This is a genomic window from Bianquea renquensis, assembly GCF_014384895.1.
Lineage (GTDB): Bacteria > Bacillota > Clostridia > Lachnospirales > Bianqueaceae > Bianquea > Bianquea renquensis.
Map to the genome: position 1 here is coordinate 1 of NZ_JACRSQ010000009.1, position 17051 is coordinate 17051.

Annotated in this window: 16 protein-coding genes; 11 read left to right on the top strand and 5 right to left on the bottom strand. The window is 46.3% G+C overall.

Translation table 11 applies throughout. The features are described from left to right. Positions 1–104 precede the first annotated feature (104 nt). Positions 105–809 carry a response regulator transcription factor gene (locus tag H8730_RS07475; protein WP_177715441.1) on the bottom strand — a complete coding sequence of 235 codons (705 nt, stop codon included), beginning with the start codon at positions 807–809 and terminating at the stop codon, positions 105–107. Positions 810–1188: 379 nt separating this feature from the next. On the opposite strand from H8730_RS07475, the gene H8730_RS07480 reads away from it, so the two are divergent. From H8730_RS07480 to H8730_RS07500, 5 genes are read left to right on the top strand one after another with little or no spacing between them, the layout of a single operon-like run. Next, a complete protein-coding gene (locus H8730_RS07480; protein ID WP_177715443.1) occupies positions 1189–1944 on the top strand; it encodes an ABC transporter ATP-binding protein in 756 nt (251 codons plus the stop codon). Beyond that, positions 1941–2663: an ABC transporter permease gene (locus tag H8730_RS07485; RefSeq protein ID WP_177715445.1), complete on the top strand. Its 723-nt coding sequence runs from the start codon at positions 1941–1943 to the stop codon at positions 2661–2663. The genes H8730_RS07480 and H8730_RS07485 overlap by 4 nt, the downstream gene beginning before the upstream one ends. After that, a complete protein-coding gene (locus H8730_RS07490) occupies positions 2660–3430 on the top strand; it encodes an ABC transporter permease (protein ID WP_177715447.1) in 771 nt (256 codons plus the stop codon). Before H8730_RS07485 ends, H8730_RS07490 begins: the two co-directional genes overlap by 4 nt. A gap of 5 nt (positions 3431–3435) precedes the next feature. Continuing rightward, positions 3436–3720, top strand: a complete 285-nt coding sequence (locus H8730_RS07495) for a hypothetical protein (RefSeq protein WP_177715449.1) — start codon at positions 3436–3438, stop codon at positions 3718–3720. Positions 3721–3736: 16 nt separating this feature from the next. Next, positions 3737–4237 (top strand): hypothetical protein, encoded by a 501-nt coding sequence (locus tag H8730_RS07500; RefSeq protein ID WP_177715451.1) that lies wholly within the window; start codon positions 3737–3739, stop codon positions 4235–4237. A gap of 321 nt (positions 4238–4558) precedes the next feature. On the opposite strand, the gene H8730_RS07505 is transcribed toward H8730_RS07500, so the two are convergent. From H8730_RS07505 to H8730_RS07515, 3 genes are read right to left on the bottom strand one after another with little or no spacing between them, the layout of a single operon-like run. Further along, a complete protein-coding gene (locus H8730_RS07505; protein ID WP_177715453.1) occupies positions 4559–7540 on the bottom strand; it encodes a type III restriction-modification system endonuclease in 2982 nt (993 codons plus the stop codon). A gap of 14 nt (positions 7541–7554) precedes the next feature. Next, positions 7555–9525 carry a site-specific DNA-methyltransferase gene (locus H8730_RS07510; protein ID WP_177715455.1) on the bottom strand — a complete coding sequence of 657 codons (1971 nt, stop codon included), beginning with the start codon at positions 9523–9525 and terminating at the stop codon, positions 7555–7557. 3 nt (positions 9526–9528) lie between these two features. Continuing rightward, positions 9529–9747, bottom strand: a complete 219-nt coding sequence (locus tag H8730_RS07515; protein ID WP_177715456.1) for a helix-turn-helix domain-containing protein — start codon at positions 9745–9747, stop codon at positions 9529–9531. Positions 9748–10083: 336 nt separating this feature from the next. Between H8730_RS07515 and H8730_RS07520 the strand changes: the two genes are divergently transcribed. The 6 genes from H8730_RS07520 (at position 10084) to H8730_RS07545 (ending at position 14927) form a co-directional block, all read left to right on the top strand. Beyond that, positions 10084–10572 carry a type II toxin-antitoxin system RelE/ParE family toxin gene (locus H8730_RS07520; RefSeq protein ID WP_249289619.1) on the top strand — a complete coding sequence of 163 codons (489 nt, stop codon included), beginning with the start codon at positions 10084–10086 and terminating at the stop codon, positions 10570–10572. A gap of 148 nt (positions 10573–10720) precedes the next feature. Then, positions 10721–12103, top strand: a complete 1383-nt coding sequence (locus H8730_RS07525) for an aminotransferase-like domain-containing protein (RefSeq protein WP_177715458.1) — start codon at positions 10721–10723, stop codon at positions 12101–12103. Between the two features lie 102 nt (positions 12104–12205). Next, positions 12206–12982 carry a PhzF family phenazine biosynthesis protein gene (locus H8730_RS07530; RefSeq protein WP_177715459.1) on the top strand — a complete coding sequence of 259 codons (777 nt, stop codon included), beginning with the start codon at positions 12206–12208 and terminating at the stop codon, positions 12980–12982. Next, the gene (locus H8730_RS07535; RefSeq protein ID WP_177715461.1) at positions 12972–13688 is read left to right on the top strand and encodes an AzlC family ABC transporter permease; all 717 of its coding nucleotides are present in this window, start codon (positions 12972–12974) and stop codon (positions 13686–13688) included. The genes H8730_RS07530 and H8730_RS07535 overlap by 11 nt, the downstream gene beginning before the upstream one ends. Beyond that, entirely contained in the window at positions 13678–13986 is a 309-nt protein-coding gene (locus H8730_RS07540; RefSeq protein ID WP_177715463.1) for an AzlD domain-containing protein, read from the top strand. The genes H8730_RS07535 and H8730_RS07540 overlap by 11 nt, the downstream gene beginning before the upstream one ends. 383 nt (positions 13987–14369) lie before the next feature. Continuing rightward, on the top strand, positions 14370–14927 hold the full coding sequence (locus tag H8730_RS07545) for a GNAT family N-acetyltransferase (RefSeq protein ID WP_177715465.1): 558 nt from the start codon (positions 14370–14372) through the stop codon (positions 14925–14927). A 7-nt stretch (positions 14928–14934) separates the two neighbouring features. Here the strand turns inward: H8730_RS07545 and H8730_RS07550 are convergent, their stop codons facing one another. Next, positions 14935–17019: a heavy metal translocating P-type ATPase gene (locus H8730_RS07550; RefSeq protein ID WP_249289621.1), complete on the bottom strand. Its 2085-nt coding sequence runs from the start codon at positions 17017–17019 to the stop codon at positions 14935–14937. Between the last annotated feature and the right edge of the window lie 32 nt (positions 17020–17051).

Sequence of the window (17051 nt, forward strand, 5' to 3'; positions counted from 1 at the left end):
TTCTCAGGGCAGCGCCCTGAGCCCTCGGAGAGCTTTTCGGAATCAATATCTGCAATTTTCAAGGTTCATTTGAGCCTGTTTTTTTCGGCTCAGTTTTTCATAGATTACTTGACACTACCAATGAGTTTGTACCCAAGTCCTTTAACCGTTATTAAAGAAACAGGCTGGGAAGGATTCGCTTCAATTTTTTCTCTGATACGGCGAATATGTGCCATCAGCGAATTTTCATAGCCGAAAGGATTATCGCCCCAAGCTGCTTCACATAGCGCGTCGATCGTAACGATTCGTCCTGCGTTTCGATATAAAGCAGCGAGGATGTCGTGTTCTTTTGCCGTAAGAGAAATATGCTCTCCGTTCTTTATGATCTCTGCACGCGCAAAATCAATTTCGCTGTCGTGCAGTTTCACAAAAGGATTATCAGCTTTATAACTCCTGCGAAGAATGGCGTTCACACGGAACAAAAGCTCTTTTGGCAAAAACGGCTTTACCATATAATCGTCTGCACCAAGACCAAAGCCACGGAATTTATCGTCATCTTCGCCACGGGCGGTTAAAAACAGTACGGGATAATCATCCGCTTTTTTAAGTCGTTCCATCAGATTAAACCCATTTCCATCAGGGAGCATTACATCAAGAATTGCAAGCTCAGGTTGGTAAGTTTCAGAAATAGCAATCGCCTCAGCCACCGTTTTTGCCGTTTTGATATTTTGAAATCCGTCCTCATGTAAGATAGAAACAACCATATCGAAAAGCTCCTGTTCGTCATCGACAAGCAAAAGGCGTTTTTGTTTCAGGTAATCAAAGTCCATAGGTCTACCTCCTTTAGGATTCCTATTATACCATGGCCTCCGGCCATACTATCGCTCCGCGAGGTTGCACACGTCCGCGCAACGGTTTGTTCGCTTCGCTCACTGCGCGGCCGGCGCTTATAATCGCTAATGCGATTATTATACCATGGCCTCCGGCCATACTATCGCTCCGCGAGGTTGCACACGTCCGCGCAACGGTTTGTTCGCTTCGCTCACCGCGCGGCCGGCGCTTATAATCGCTAATGCGATTATTATACCATAGAAATGTGTCATTTTCTAATGTGCGATGAAATGTAAGGTAAATGTAAGGACACGAGAAGGTTAGCACAAGGCCCGTAAGTTACAATGTACTTGCGATGATAAGAAAGGAGCAGACACAATGAATATCATTGAAACAAGAGATTTAACGAAATCATATGCTGATTTTACAGCGGTTTCGGGTATCAATCTGCATATTCCGAAAGGTGCTGTCTATGGCTTTCTCGGTCCGAACGGAGCCGGCAAGTCCACTACTATGAAAATGTTTTTGGGGCTTACCAAACCGACAAGCGGCTCATTTACGATTGACGGAAAAAAGTATCCCGATAACAGGGTGCAAATTCTGAAAGAAATAGGCTCATTTATTGAAGCTCCCGCCTTTTACGGAAACCTAAGCGGTGAAGAAAATCTCGAAATTATCCGTAAAATATTGGGACTTCCCAAATCCTCCGTAGCGGAAGCTCTTGAAATTGTGGGGCTGACGCAGTATAAGAAACGACTTGCCAAAAAATATTCTCTTGGAATGAAACAAAGGTTAGGTCTTGCAAGTGCTTTAATCGGAAAGCCGCCAATCTTGATTTTGGACGAACCAACAAACGGACTTGATCCTGTCGGTATCCACGAAATCCGAACGCTGATCCGTTCCTTACCGGAAAAGTTTGATTGTACCGTTTTGGTATCATCGCATTTGCTTTCCGAAATAGAACGAATGGCTGATACCATCGGTATCCTAAATCACGGTCATTTGTTGTTTGAGGGAACGCTCGACCAGCTTAAACTCAGCGCAGCGTCACAGGGCTATCCTACGGATAATTTGGAAGATACATTCCTTGCCTTGATCGACGCTGACAACGGACAAAGGGGTGCGGTGCGATGAGCGTTTCTTTGGAATGTAAAAAGGTAAAACGAACTGGATTCTTGCCTGCGTTTTTAGGCGGCGGTATTTTGGCGGCGGCTGTTCCTGTTATTAATATGGCTGTTCGTTCGGAAATGTATCTTGACTTGCCGGGAAATTCGATACAAATTTTGCTTGACGCAAATTGGCAGATGATGACGATGTTAAATGTGCTGCTCGTTGTAGCCGGAGCTTGCCTTTTATATCATACTGAATATGCGGACAATGCTATGCAGAAAATGAAGTCTTTACCGATTCGGGAAAGTTCGATTTTCTTGGGCAAAGCAGTTTTAACGATTTGTATGAGCCTTTTTGTGCTTGCAATAGAGGCGGGAGCAGTCGCATTTTGTACCTATCATTGGTTTGAAATCGGAAATGGCTTTTTTAGTGAACTGTGCAAATATTTCGGGTTTTCATTTTTGTTGATGTTACCCTGTGTGATTTTGTCGCTTCTTATTTCGGAAGCCTGCAAAAATATGTGGGTATCGCTTGGAATTGGCGTCGTCTGCGTATTTACCGCAACTATGCTGCCGACAACAAACTTTGCCCTTTCACTCTTTCCCTTTGCAATGCCATTTCAGGTATTTGCGAGTACAGATGTAACACAGTCAATGCACTATATCGATTCGGCAATCGCAGAACTTGCGGTTCTTTGTTTGGCACAGTTGGCGTTTGTAAAGGCAAGGAGGTTATTGGAATGAGTTTTTTATCACTTGTTGGCGTAGAGTTCAAAAAAATTAAGCGCTCAAAGATACTACTGATTCTCCTTGTGGCGACGGTTATTTTATGGATACCATCCATTTTGAATGTTCACATGAATTTTGATATGCAGGCAGAGGGAATTTCGCCGGAAAATAATTTCTTTATACAGGGCTTTATGGGGATGTCATGGTTTATGTTCCCTGCAAGTATGGTAGTCGGGACAGTTCTTTTAAGCCAAACAGAAAGAGCAAACAAGGGCATTTTGAAAATGCTCTCCTTACCGATCAGCACAGCGAAGCTCTGTATGGCAAAGTTCGTCGTTCTGCTTGCGCTGGCAGCCCTCCAAATCGGTATGGCAGTCGGTATGTATTATGTAGGCGCAGCAATAGCTTCCAGTACGCAGAACTATAATTTCATTTTGCAGCCGTTGTTTGTTTTTAAGGAGGCAGGCTTGATATTTGGTGCAGCAATTCCAATGCTTGCATTTTTCTGGCTTTTGTCGGTGTGTATTCAGACACCGATTTTTTCTATCGGTATCGGCTTAGCTTCGATTGTGCCGTCCGTATTGATGATCAATACAAAAGCATGGTTTGCCTATCCGATGTCGTATCCGTTCTTTGTGATAACAGCAGAATATGGAAAACTTGCAACTAATCTTGACACAGCGCAAGTTGAACTAATACCGTGGATACCTGTTGCCATTGGTATAACAATCTTAGCTTTAAGCATTTCCTGCCTTCGTTTCGGGCAGGCTGAAAGGAGATAATTACTGTGAAAAACAAAATTTTAACCGTTGTTAGCGCCATTATGCTTTTTGTGCCGTGGACAATCTTACCGCTTCGTACTTTCGATTGGGCTTTAGAGTCACCCATTGCTGAAATTATGATTTCCTGTTATGCAGCGTTTATGATTTTCAGCGGTGTGTTTACAATCATTTCTTATGTTAAGGCAAAAGCCCAAAACAATTTGATGAAAGTCTGTTTGGTTGTGAACAGTCTTTATGCTGTTGCGGGTGTCGCAACATTTGGAATGATGGTTTTACCGAAAATTATGTAAGGAGATCATACAGACTATGAAAAGAACAAAAGTGTTTATTTCCCTGCTCTTGGTTCTATGTTTGACAGTTTCTTTTGCGGGCTGTAGTTCCAATCACGATAAAGGCAGTTTGAAAGATAATCTTATTGACGGTTGGGATAATTGGATTCAGTCTTTCAGCAAACACGCATTGACAAAAGAAAAAGATTTGCAGGGCGAGAAGACCAAAGGCGTAGACGCATATACAGGAACTTATACGGCTACCTATGACGGATTTAACGGAAAAGAATTTATCTTTGGTGGAACTGCGTTGGAGCGTGAAAATGGTAATCATCTACAAGTAACCTATAAGCTAACCATAGAGGAGGGGAGTGCGAAACTGAATTGGATTGCGGGTAGCGATGAATATTCGGTTGCGAATGCCAATTCAGAAGATACGAAAGAGTACACCATTTCATCCGGCGATAATTATATTGTTCTCAAAGGTGAAAATTTCAGCGGAAGCCTTGAACTGACGGTCAAAGATGCGGAAAACTAAGAAGTACAGAAAATTGGTAGTATATGCTGTAATGGGTATCGGCGGTATCTTTATAGGGATATTACGGATACCCACAGGCATGTCATAGTCTTATAAGCGTAATGGCAGAGATTAAAAAGAGCCGCGCTTGGGAAAAGCCGAAACGCCACGCACTTACAGAACGGCAGCAGGAGTCATTCGTGAATTTTACGGCTCAGTCTCACCAATATAGCCATTGGCTTCCGTTAATAACGACAATGTTGGGAACGGGCTGCCGCATAGGTGAAATTCTTGGCTTGCGCTGGGAGGACTGCGATGCTCTCCTCATCACAAAATGCAGACTCATGCCTGTAACAGAATTTCATTGATAATCTGTGCCATTTGCTTATTGTTGATCTGATCCCGGAAATGGACGGTATATCCTTCTTTGGATAGAATCTCAAAGAACACGCGGGCGCACTCAATTTTGGCAGCTTCATTACCTCTTAGTACATCTTTGCCCTCAACATCCTTCGTTTCAACGACAATGTTGAGTTCTTTTTCGCCAGATGCCTTCTTTACCACATACATAAAGTCTGGGCTATACATACTGCCGGTAATCGTTGGAATGGCAATGCTGCTGCATGGGATTTTTCCGTACACAACAACTTCTTCAATGTCTGCTGTGATATTATCCTTTTCCAGCGGCGAATCGTATGCATAAGCATCATACAGATATTTGCCGCTGGGCGTCCCTGGAACAATTTTGGTGCCGATACGGCCTTGGGCAATCTCTTCTCTTGGGGTGCCGTCGGCATAGGTCAATGCAGTAGCGCCGCATGGTGTATTATTCTTGACATAACGAAAGCGTCCTTGTAGCTTAGTAACTTTCCAATTCTGGAATTCGGCACAGAATGCGCTTGCAGAATTTTCGTTGATATACTTGGCATCAACCATTCCGTGTCTTTTGCTGTAAGCAACCATCGCCTTATGAAGAACTTCAATTGGAATACTGGTTACGCGCATAATACGAGTCAAAAATGTGCCGTATGGAATGGGGCGCATAATCGTATACTGCACGCCTGTACCCGTTGTCGTGCTCATTTGCGTACCATCGCTATGAACAATATCACGACTGCTTGTCATTACAACATCCGTGAAGACACCCGGCTTTTCAAGAAAAGAAAGTGCGACTTCTGCCATATCTGCATCCAAATCAGCATCGTAAAACAGCATATAACGCTGATTGATTCGCTCCCAGAATTCCCGCATTTCGTTGTAAACCGCCTTGCGGATCTTGATTGGCTTCAGTTTGATCTTATTTCTGTCTTTGACCTTGCCCTCTGACAAGCCAGACGCAAACGCAGGGTATTCTTCAAAGAACTGTGTCCTTGTTTCCGGACGGATGTTGTTGTGTCTGTCGATATAGCGCTTATCGTACAGTTTATCAAACAAATCATCGGCACTCATTCCGAGCTTCTGAGCCACTTGAGCCAACCGTTCCTCGGTAATAACAGATGCCTGCGGTATTTCGCCGTTAATTTGATCTACCAAGCGCTGCGCAAAGTCCGCTTCAGTGAAATCAACGATGTAGTTCAGCTGAAACTCCTCGTTGGAGATACGATTGCCATTTTCATCTACAGGCAGACGCAACCCTCTGCCGACTTCTTGTAATTTACTGTTATCACTGCCGCTGGAACGTAATTTAGTGATCGTAAACACATTAGGGTTGTCCCAGCCCTCTTTAAGAGTCCATTTAGAGAACAGGAACCGCAAGGTGTTGTATGCGCCATCCGCATTTCGGAAAGATAGCAATTGCATTTTACCATTGAGAATCGCATCTACCTCTTTGGCAATTTCTTCATCAGAATCACTGTTATCCTGTGAGAAATAGCCCGCATGGCAAGCGGAAATATCCGCAAGTGAAGCCTCCAGATATGTACGATACTCCGTATCATGCTCTGTGAGCGTGGAAATGGTGAGTTCAATTCGTTCTTTCAGAAGCCGCTCAAATGCAGTAAGCAGATAAGGATTCTTCCCTTTATTATTCGGACGATAGGAGGAAATGTCATCAATGAAGAACAGTGCCAGCGTCTTTATTTTGAACGAGCGATTACAGAAATTCTCCCGCTCGGTTTCAAAATGCCGCTCCAGAGCCAGCCGGAGCAGCTGCTCCTGGTAAGAGGACATATACACATCGACATCCATTTCTTCACCGGAGGTCTTACTCACACCATTAGAGAATTCGACGGTGTTGGCAGTAATCGCAGTGATGGTTATGCCCTCAAAGGCGTCGCTGACAATAGCAAGAGAATCACCTGTTTTCAGTACGAAGGTTTTTGTTCCTTCGTCTTTTTTCTTTCGTTGGAAGGTGACGGAATCCCTGCTTGCGATAGAGAGAAGTTTCACCTTTTCTTCCTGTTTGGATAACGGATTAAAATGCTCCTTTGCCACACCTTTAATCAGTCCCTGGTTGAAGGACTCACAGGCGTTGAGATCGTACAGGAGGTTTTGATAATCTTTTACTGTGATTTTATTCTTACCGTGCCCGGTAGTAATCTCTGGGAATGTAGCGCCGTAGCGAATGATGCACTGCGGCTGAATTTCGTCCATAATGACCTGAAACGCCTTCTGGTCACGAGAGAAACGATGCGGCTCGTCCATAATGACCACAGGCTTTGTTGCCCGAAGAGCGTCAAAAGGACGATAAAAACCCTCTGCGCCGTAATCGTAATCATCACGCCACAGCAAGCCGGCATCCCTGCCGTTGCGTTTGGAGTTGCTGGTTAAAAGCTGCATATTCACCAAAAGCACATAGATTTTCTTTGTGTTCTGGCAGCTGCCCTTAACGAAATCACTTACTACGCCGGGGAAATAGCTGCGCCCCTTTTTCTTATTCTTGGGAGCTTCGAGCACGCCAAGCTCGATTTCTGTGCCGTAGCCGCAACCATCGGCAAAGTGGCGGCGTGCATATTCATTCTGCATGAACTGCGCCGTGCCAGCCTTGATAGCCAGTGACGGTACGGCGATAATGAACTTGTTGATGCCGTAGCGCTTATACAGTTCATAAATGGTTTTCGTATACACATACGTCTTGCCGGTACCCGTTTCCATTTTTATGTCCAGATTCAAACAGGTACCCACTGGCGCAGAACTGCGGTATTCTGCTGGAACGGCATTCTGCAAAGTGCGCAGATTGGCAAACAGCTTTCTATCCGCCAGATCAATATGCGGATTTTCGTAAAACTGTACCGGCGGGGTCATTGTTACACCATCAAGCGCATCGCATACGGCATCGATTGCTTTTTGCTGATGTGGTAAACCTTGTTGGAGGATCAATTCCATAATGTCAGTCCTCCTTAATAGCGAACATCGAAATTGATACGCAGATTTTTTTCCGTGTCCTTTAACCGGGCAAGGTTGGTTTTCAGAGATTCCATCTCCGTCCACTTAAAGCTATAACCAAACAGAACCACATTCTCCGGGTTGAAAGCACCATCGGTTTCGCATTTTTCGGTAATAGCCGCAATGGCTTCGTTGCTCAGATCCTGTGTAATGAGATATAGATGCTTGTCCATGTAATAACCTGTGTATCCGGCAAAATCCACAGCTTCCACAGGTGCAGTAAAGCCATAGCCATCACGCACAAGCCAGGTTGCAAGAACTGTGGACAGGCCAAAATCCTCCAAAACGGTATTGGAGACAAACATTCCGTTGTCGTCAGGAGAGAACTGCTCCAATTTATCCAGCGTGGTGCCGGAAGGCTCTGTCAGTGTAAAATGGCGAAATCCCAGATCTGCCGTAACGCCAGGATATTCTTCACGAATCTGGGCAGATGAAAGGGCTATACGTGTCCTGCCGATATCGCATATTGTTCGATATCCTGCTTTATATGCGGTGGTAGACTCTGCACATAGTTCCGGCAATTGAACCATAATAAATTGGCGCGACTTTTGGTCAACACAATTTTGCCGCATTACTGCCTCAGCAGTTGACGCAGAACCCGAAAAGAAATCCAACACAATATCATCTTCCTGCGTACAAAGGGACACCAAAAGTTGCATTAATGAAATTGGTTTCGTATGTTCAAAAATTTTTTTACCAATTGTTACTGCAATATCTTTTGTTGCATTGTCATTAGAGTAACTATTTTCCGTAGTTTCCAGTGTGGATAAGCACTTGGTTCGGTCATCATATTCAATATAATAACCGTTATCATTTTCTTCAATAGTTGCCTTTTGATATGTCTTAGTATAGATTCTACTACCTTTTTTGCCCTTCTTTACAACAATAAATCCGTTAGCATATCCGAAGTCAAACTTAGCTCTACTCCAACGCCATGCCCAGTCGGCAGTATTATGAGTTCCACTCTGGCGCTCTTGCCATAATTCCTCTGAAGAACCAGGATAAAAAATTTCTCCGTCAATTTCAAGAGGATAGTCAAGGCTTTTACTATACTGTAGACTATCGTAATCCAAAGTTTGATTCAGTTTATAGAATCCTCTTTCCTCCAAAAACTCGTCTTGATATTTGAATGCGCTATCATCATGGGCAACAGCGAATAAAGCGGGTTGTGTAGTTTTGGAATACATCAACACATAATCATGGTTTTTAGCAATCACTTCAGATGATTTACCACCACGTTTGGTTATGCGAGGAAATTCTGCAATATAATTCTCTTCTCCAAATACATCATCGCATAGCAATTTTAAGTTATGACATTCATTATCATCTATGGAAATATACATCACACCATCATTACGAAGCAGGTCTCTTGCGAGTAATAGTCTCGGATACATGTACATAAGCCACGCAGAATGAGAAGCGCTGCCACGCTTGGTCAGATCCAAAATACGCGCTGCCTCGTTTTCGCTAATACTAAGCTTTTCTACAAGTTCATCGGCGGTATAGTTAAAACTATCGTTATATACGAAGCCATCCGATCCTGTATTGTAGGGAGGATCGATGTATATGCACTTTATCTTTTTAGCATAGGACTTCAATAAATGTTTCAGAGCATCAAGGTTGTCACCGCTGATATACACATTTTTACTATTTGTATTTTCTGATTTACTGTTATGTTCCTCATCTGGCACGATAACCGTAGTGGTATCCACAGATGCCAGCAACCGCGCGTAGTTTTTACCGAGAAAACGGAGTTCATATCCCTCATTCGCAACAGCAACCTTATCGCTCAAAAATTCTTGAAAGCGCACCAAATCAAAACTGCCATCGCTGTGAAAGCAAGAAGGGAAATGCTCCTTCAGAATGGCAACCTCTTTGCTGCCCGGTGTTATGCCTTCATTGGCGGCAATGATATTCTTAATCATATTTTATTCCTCCTTGCCGCAATCCGGCACAAATTCCAAAATATCGTCAGGGGTACAACTCAAAGCAACACAAATGTTTTCTACTTTATCAAGAGCCATATATTGACCGTTTTTAATCTTTGATATGATATTCGCCGAAATATTTGCTTTTCGCATCAATTCAGCGTTGGATATCTCTCTTTCTATCATCAAATGCAGCAGCTTTTTATAACTTACAGCCATTCCGCGACCTCCTCTGACAGCTGTTATTTGAATAATATCACATTTCTGTGAAAAATTCAACAGATTTGAAATCAGGTTCCTAATGCGTTTACTGTTTATTGTTGCCTGCTGCGGCACTGCGACAAGGAGAATGGTTTCTGCTTTCCTTCACGAAAATCGGAACAGGAAGGGATGCCCCGCCATTGAGGAAGTCATGCTCCTGCGGAAAGAATGGTCTGCTTAATTAAAATAGCAGCAGCCGGAAGGATCTCTCCCTCCAGCTACATACTACCTCTTATTCTACGTTTATGACCGCACGCAATCAGGCGGGCGTTTTCTCTTATAAGGGAACACAAAATGAAAAAAACAATATGTACTATACTGATTGTGGCAGCATTTGTTCTCTGTTTTCCTCGGTACAGTTTGCGCATAAATATTTTCCGGCTGGCAGAACCTTTATCCGTCCATATCCACATAACGAATACGTGTGCTGAATATATCGCTGTCGTAAACGCTGTAAATCGAAAATCTTGTTGGGGCTGTGATGATGAGCGACAGGATTCACCGGAAGCGGTCACCGATTTGCAGCAGGCAAAAGCGTATATTACTGAGGAGCTTTGCAATGAGCAGGCGGCGGTGGATACGATTGCATATATTTCTGGCTTTCCTGAGAGCGGCGCTCCGCTTTCCTCTATCGTAGGCTTTGAAACGGACTACCGCATTTTGGTCTGCGGCAATGATACAGCGCTTTACCGAATCGAAAATCAGACGGTAAATATTGTCCGTGTGCTTTACGGACGGAGGAACTCTATGCAAATTCTGTTTGGAGAGCCGAGCGATAACTAAATACTGTGTAACAGAGCAAACGAATCGTCATCTGAAAAGGATGGCGATTTTTTTTGTTCAGTAGATGTGATTACAGGAAATTCAGATGCTGTTGATTTTTCGCCCATACAATTATATAATTGTGAGAGTGAAAGGAGGGAGATGCCCGATGCCCCGCAATTCTTTTGAAAACTATCCAATGTCATGGCGTCCAACACTGAAAAACGGCACAGGGCCTTTATATATTCGACTTGCCACACAGTTAGAAAATGATATTGCTCACGGCGTATTGCGGCCCGGAACAAAACTCCCGCCACAACGAGAGTTAGCAGACTTTTTAGACATCAATATCAGCACCGTATCGAGAGCGTTCAAAATCTGCTCTCAAAAGGGCTTGTTGAGCGGCACCGTAGGCAGCGGAACCTATGTTGCATACGATATTTGTACCAACATTTTTGCTACATCTACATTCAGCAAACCTCACTTAATTGAATTAGGCTCCATGATGCCTGAAACGATACCACAGGACGAAGTAGTTTCGCTGTTTCAAAAGATGTTGACAGAGCCGGATTTTGGGAAACTTTTTCAGTATTCTCACGGTATCGCAGACTGGCAAAGGGAGGCCGCCGCTAAGCTGATGGAGCGTGTGGGCTGTCCTGTCCCAGCAGATCAAGTGCTTACTGCAAGCGGCGGTCAAAATTCCATAGCGGCAATTTTTGCTGGATTATTTCAGCCGGGAGATCGCTTAGGTGTTGATCCGCTGGTCTACCCGGGACTAAAGAGCGCCGCAAAGTTATTTGGGATTCAGCTTGTTCCGATACAGCAGGAAAATGGTGAAATGTCGGAAGCTGGTTTGCGCTACGCAGTAAAAAATGATGGCATCCGTGGAATTTATGTCATGCCAGATTGTCAAAATCCAACGACACATACCATGACCGCTGGGTGCCGTGAGATGATTGCTCGTGTTGCAAGAGAACGCAACTTGATTGTGATAGAGGATGGCATCAACAGCCTTTTGCTGGAAGAAAAACGAAAAGCGATTTATGCGGACGCCCCGGAAAAAACTATTTTCTTGTTGAGCCTGTCAAAAACAGTGAACCCGGCTCTGCGTCTGGCCTACCTTGCTGTCCCCAAGCGATACTATCAGGAGGTAGATAACGCCCTATACAATATCAATCTTTCCCAATCGTCACTATTGCTGGAACTTGCATCCAGACTGATTGTTTCAGGACAGGTAGATGCCCTTTTAGAAAGACGGCGTAAAGGCTTGCTACTCAGAAACCAGATTACAGATCAAGTGCTGAGTCATTATGATGTTTTGGGGGATAGTACCAGTTTGAGTAGATGGCTGCGTCTGCCGTATGGTATTACCGGAACAGAGTTTGAGCATATCGCCTTAGAACATGGGGTATTTGTATATGGATCGGAGCGGTTTACTGTTGGGAAAGACGCTCCAGCCGGTGCCGCTCGACTGGCGATCTGTGCGCCTGACAGTATCAAGGCGTTAGAGCATGGGCTGCTGATTTTAACTGGATTGTTGAACTCGCTGTAAGCGGAAAATTGTATTGCACACAATTCTTCCATTGTGTGCAATACTTTTTTGCGCTACAATAAGAGTCAGAAAACTGTATTGTAGCCTAAAGGAGATAGTACCATGAAACAATATGTTGTGGATGCGTTTACCGACGAAGTGTTTGGTGGAAATCCCGCCGCCGTATGCGTTATGGAAAACTGGCTTTCTGATGACCTGCTTTTGAAGATCGCCTGTGAAAATAATTTGTCCGAAACCGCTTTTGCCGTATGGGAGCAGGACCAATACCATCTTCGCTGGTTTACGCCAGGTGGAGAAATTGATTTGTGCGGACACGCCACTCTTGCGACAGCCTATGTCATTATGCGTTTTCGTCATGCGGACACTCAAATTGTCCGCTTTAAGACCAAAAGCGGACAATTGACCGTAGAAAAGAAAGGCAACCTGTTTGAGATGGATTTCCCAGCCTACAAACTGCGTCCAGTTCCTGTCACAGATGAAATGGCGAAGGCGATTGGGGCAAGGCCGGAAAAAGCCTTTATGGGGCGCGATCTGTTGTGCGTCATGGACAGTGAGGAAACGGTACGGCAGTTAAGACCGGATATGCATAAGCTACTTGGTTTAGACGGATTGCTTCTACAAGTGACGGCGAGAGGAACGGACTATGATTGCGTGTCCCGCTCTTTTGCCCCCAAATTGAATGTAACAGAAGATCCTGTTTGCGGTTCCGGGCACTGTCACATCATGCCATACTGGGCACAGGAAATGAACAAAACAGAACTTGTCGCATATCAGGCATCCCGGCGTGGTGGTGTCTTATATGGGAAAATGGATGGAGAGCGCATCCGTATCAGTGGAAATGCCGCCTTGTACTCGGAGGCAACAATCTATGTCAAATAAAAATCCAAAAGCACAATATTTTACGGGAGTGCGTGCCGGCATCCCTGTGATCCTCGGCTTTGTTCCTGTCGGTATCGCTTATGCGATTATGGCAAGGCAGGCGGGTTTTTCGGCCTTTGAAACAGTTTTCATGTCCATAGCTGTTTTTGCGGGAGCCAGCCAGATGATGGCGGTTGGTATGTATGTGCAGGGAGCCAGTATTATCGCTATGATCTTGGCGACTTTCATTCTAAACCTTCGTCATCTGATTATGAGTACCTGCGTTGTCAATCGGATGAAAAATGAGCCGACAAAGCGCAAATTGCTGGCAACCTTTGGCGTAACAGACGAGTCCTTTGCAATTTTTACAACCGAAAAGAAAGAAAACTGTTCTGGATTGTATTTTCTCGGATTGATTACGGTTACTTATTCTTCATGGATTGCTGGCTCTGCGATTGGCGCAATTGCATCCGATTTTCTTCCGGCCATTGTAACTGCAAGTTTGGGAATTGCTTTGTATGCGATGTTCATTGGAATTTTAATTCCCAATCTGACACATAATCTAAAGCTGGGCCTGTTAGTCGTTCTGACTGCTGTTTGCAATTCTATTTTGACGCAGCTCATGGCTTCGAGTTGGGCGCTGATCCTGTCAACTCTTGTTTGTGCGGCCATCGGTGTGTTTTTTGTTGACTTGGACGGACAGGAGGTGGCTGACGATGAACACTAATATTTTGATTCTGATTTTAGGGATGGCCATTGTAACCTACATTCCCCGAGCGATGCCGGCTGTCCTGATCGACAAGATGAAGTTCACTCCAAAAGCAGAAAAATTCCTGCGGCTAATTCCCTATACTGCTATGGCGGCGTTGATCTTTCCTGGCGTGTTCTCGGTAGATAGTGCCCGCCTTGAGATTGGTATTGTTGGAGGTACAGTAGCCGGAGTGTTGGCGTGGAAAAAACTTCCCGTCATGGTATGTGTGCTTGCGGCTATTGCAGCGGATTTTATTCTCTATCTTGTGATTTAGTAAGCATCATTTTTGATTTATATACCCGCCCGTTGCTTTGGCGGGCAAGTAGTCATGCTCATTTCAACTTAAAGCAAATTGCCGATATAACAACGACAGTGGAGATATTGGAGGGGAAAATCAAGATATGCCGATACAGGGTAGCTTGCCACGACTGGCAGGCTACTTGCTTTTTAGGCTTAAATGTGCTATAGTATTTCTCACTTACACCTTACACCAAATTTACACTAAACGGTGCAGGAAAATGTGCGGGGGCGAAACTATCGCATATTTTACAGATTGAGTGGGCAGTCCCGAAGTGGATTGCCCATTTTCAAAAGGAACGGAGAATCGAGCTACTGATTATAGTGGAACGATAAATCCTCGATTATTGGAGGTGCATTATGATTATCGAAACTGAAAGATTGATTTTGCGCCCTTTCCTTGAAAGCGACGCGGCGGATGTGTTTGAATATCTGGCTGAGCCGGCAGTGAATTGTTTTGCTTCTATGAAACTGAAATCTGTTGACGAAGCAAAGGCAGAAATGAAAGAGCGGGCAAAAGAAACGGAATATTATTTTGCCATTACTTTGAAGGATACAGGAAAGGTCATCGGTGAGATTGACGCTTTCCCTGAGCGAGGAGAACAGCACGATACAACTTCTCCTTTGGATACCTTCAGCCCGTGCTGGATGCTCAATGGAGCGTATCAGGGAAATGGTTATGCTTACGAAGCGGCACACGCTTTTATCAAGTATCTGTTTGAAGAAAAAGGCGCAAGGCGTATATATGCCTATGTTGAGGACTATAATTGCGCAAGCGGACGTCTTTGCGAAAAGCTTGGTATGCGTAAAGAGGGACTGTTCAAAGAATTTGTTTCTTTTGTAAACAATCCTGACGGAACACCGCGGTATGAGAACACAGTGCAATACGCTATTCTGAAAAAAGAATGGCGTGGATAACAGTGTATTATGTTTTTGAGGGCAAAAGGTTTGTCATATTGCGCAGGCTGACGCCCAGCGTGGACAGGTTGTGGAGCATGGCGGAGGTGGCTGGGGCCAGAACGCCAAGAGCGCCCAGAACAATCAGGCTTCCGTTGAAGCCGATAACAAACCGGTAATTGGAGTGAATCCGTCCCATCAGCGCCGCAGAAAGGGCGCGCAGCTTGACCAGCTCGAACAGATCATCTGCGGCAATGGTGATATCCGCAATCTCCCGGGCGATGGCCGCCCCGTCGCTGATGGCAACGCCCACATTGGCGGCGGAAAGGGCGGGAGAGTCGTTGATTCCATCGCCAATCATTACCACCGTGCGGCCCTGTTCCCGTTCTGCCTGGACAAAGTGAGCCTTGTCCTCAGGCAGAACCTCCGAACGATATTCGTCCGCGCCTACCTGGGCGGCGATGGCGGCGGCGGTGCGCTCACTGTCTCCCGTGAGCATGACAATCTTGCTCACACCCAGCTTCCGCAGGGCGGCTACCGCGTCAGCTGCCTCCGCCCGCAGCGGGTCGGAGATGCAGATTACAGCAGCCAGTACGCCGCCTACCGCCAGATACAAGTGGCTGAATTCTCCAGGGAGGGAGTCAAAGACATTCCGCTCTTCCGGCGGAATGACACAGCTCTCATCTTCAAAGACGAAGTGGGCGCTGCCGATAATGACGCGCTGCCCATCCACTGTGCTGGAGATTCCGTGGGCAACCAGATATTCCACTTGGGAGTGCATTTCTTCATGGGCCAGCCCCCGGTCCCGGGCAGCCTGAACCACGGCGTTGGCCATAGAATGGGGGAAATGCTCCTCCAGACAGGCGGCCAGGCGGAGCATTTCCCCCTCATCCCGTCCACTGAAGGATATCACCTGGGCCACCATGGGGCTGGCGTGGGTCAGGGTGCCGGTCTTGTCAAAGATGATGGTGTCCGCCTGAGCAACCGCCTCCAGATATTTTCCGCCCTTTACTGTGACATGGAACCGGCTAGCCTCGCCCATGGCCGACAGCACTGCCAGCGGCATGGACAGCTTCAATGCGCAGGAGAAATCCACCATCAGCACCGACAGCGCGCGGGTGGTGTTGCGGGTGAGCAGATAGACCAGGCCACTTCCCGCCAGGGTATAAGGCACCAGCCGGTCCGCCAGATGGGATGCCCGGTTCTCCGCCGCAGCCTTGAGCTGTTCCGACTGCTCAATCATAGCTACGATCTTGTCATAGCGCCCCTGACCGGACTGCTGGGTCACCTGGAGGACGCACTCGCCCTCCTCCACGACAGTGCCGGCATAGACGCTGCTGCCGGGTCGCTTAGGTACGGGGCTGGATTCGCCGGTGAGAGATGCCTGGTTGACCATGACCTCCCCCTCCACCAGCAAGCCATCCAAGGGGACCATTCCGCCCATGCGGATAGCTACCCGGTCGCCGGTCTGAATCTGATGCAGCGGAACCAGCACTTCACCGTCCTCTGTTTTGAGCCACACCCGGTCGATGTTCAGGGACATGCTCCTGGCCAGATCATCCACGGATTTCTTGTGAGTCCACTCCTCCAACAGCTCTCCCAGACTCAGCAGAAACATCACGGAGCCTGCCGTGTCGAAATCCCGCCTGAGGATGGACAGCCCGATGGAGATACCGTCCAGCACCTCTACACGGAGATGACCCCGGAGCAGGCAGCGAACTGCCCGGAACAGATAGGGGATTGCCTTGACCACCGCATAGGCCGCCCGCAGGGATGCGGGAAAGAACAGGGAGCGCACTGCCTTGAAGACCGCCTTGCCCACCAGCTTTTCCTCATAGGTCCGGTTGAGGGCGCGGCTGCTATGTACAGGGGACAGTTCCCCGGACGCCTGAGTCTGGTAGGAAAAGCCTTTCAGAGACTCCAGCAGGGCCTGACGGTCGCCCTCATACTCGATGATGGCACATCGGGTCCGCTCATGGACGATTGCCCGCGATACATCCGGCAGGGCCTGAAGCCAGGCCTCCAGGCAATCGGCCTGCTCAAGTGTCATCCGGGGCTGCACGATTTCCACGCGGATTCGTCCCCGGCATTCGTGTTTGATGCGAAATTTCATAGTTTGCCTCCAGAGAGCAAAGGGGCCGCCCT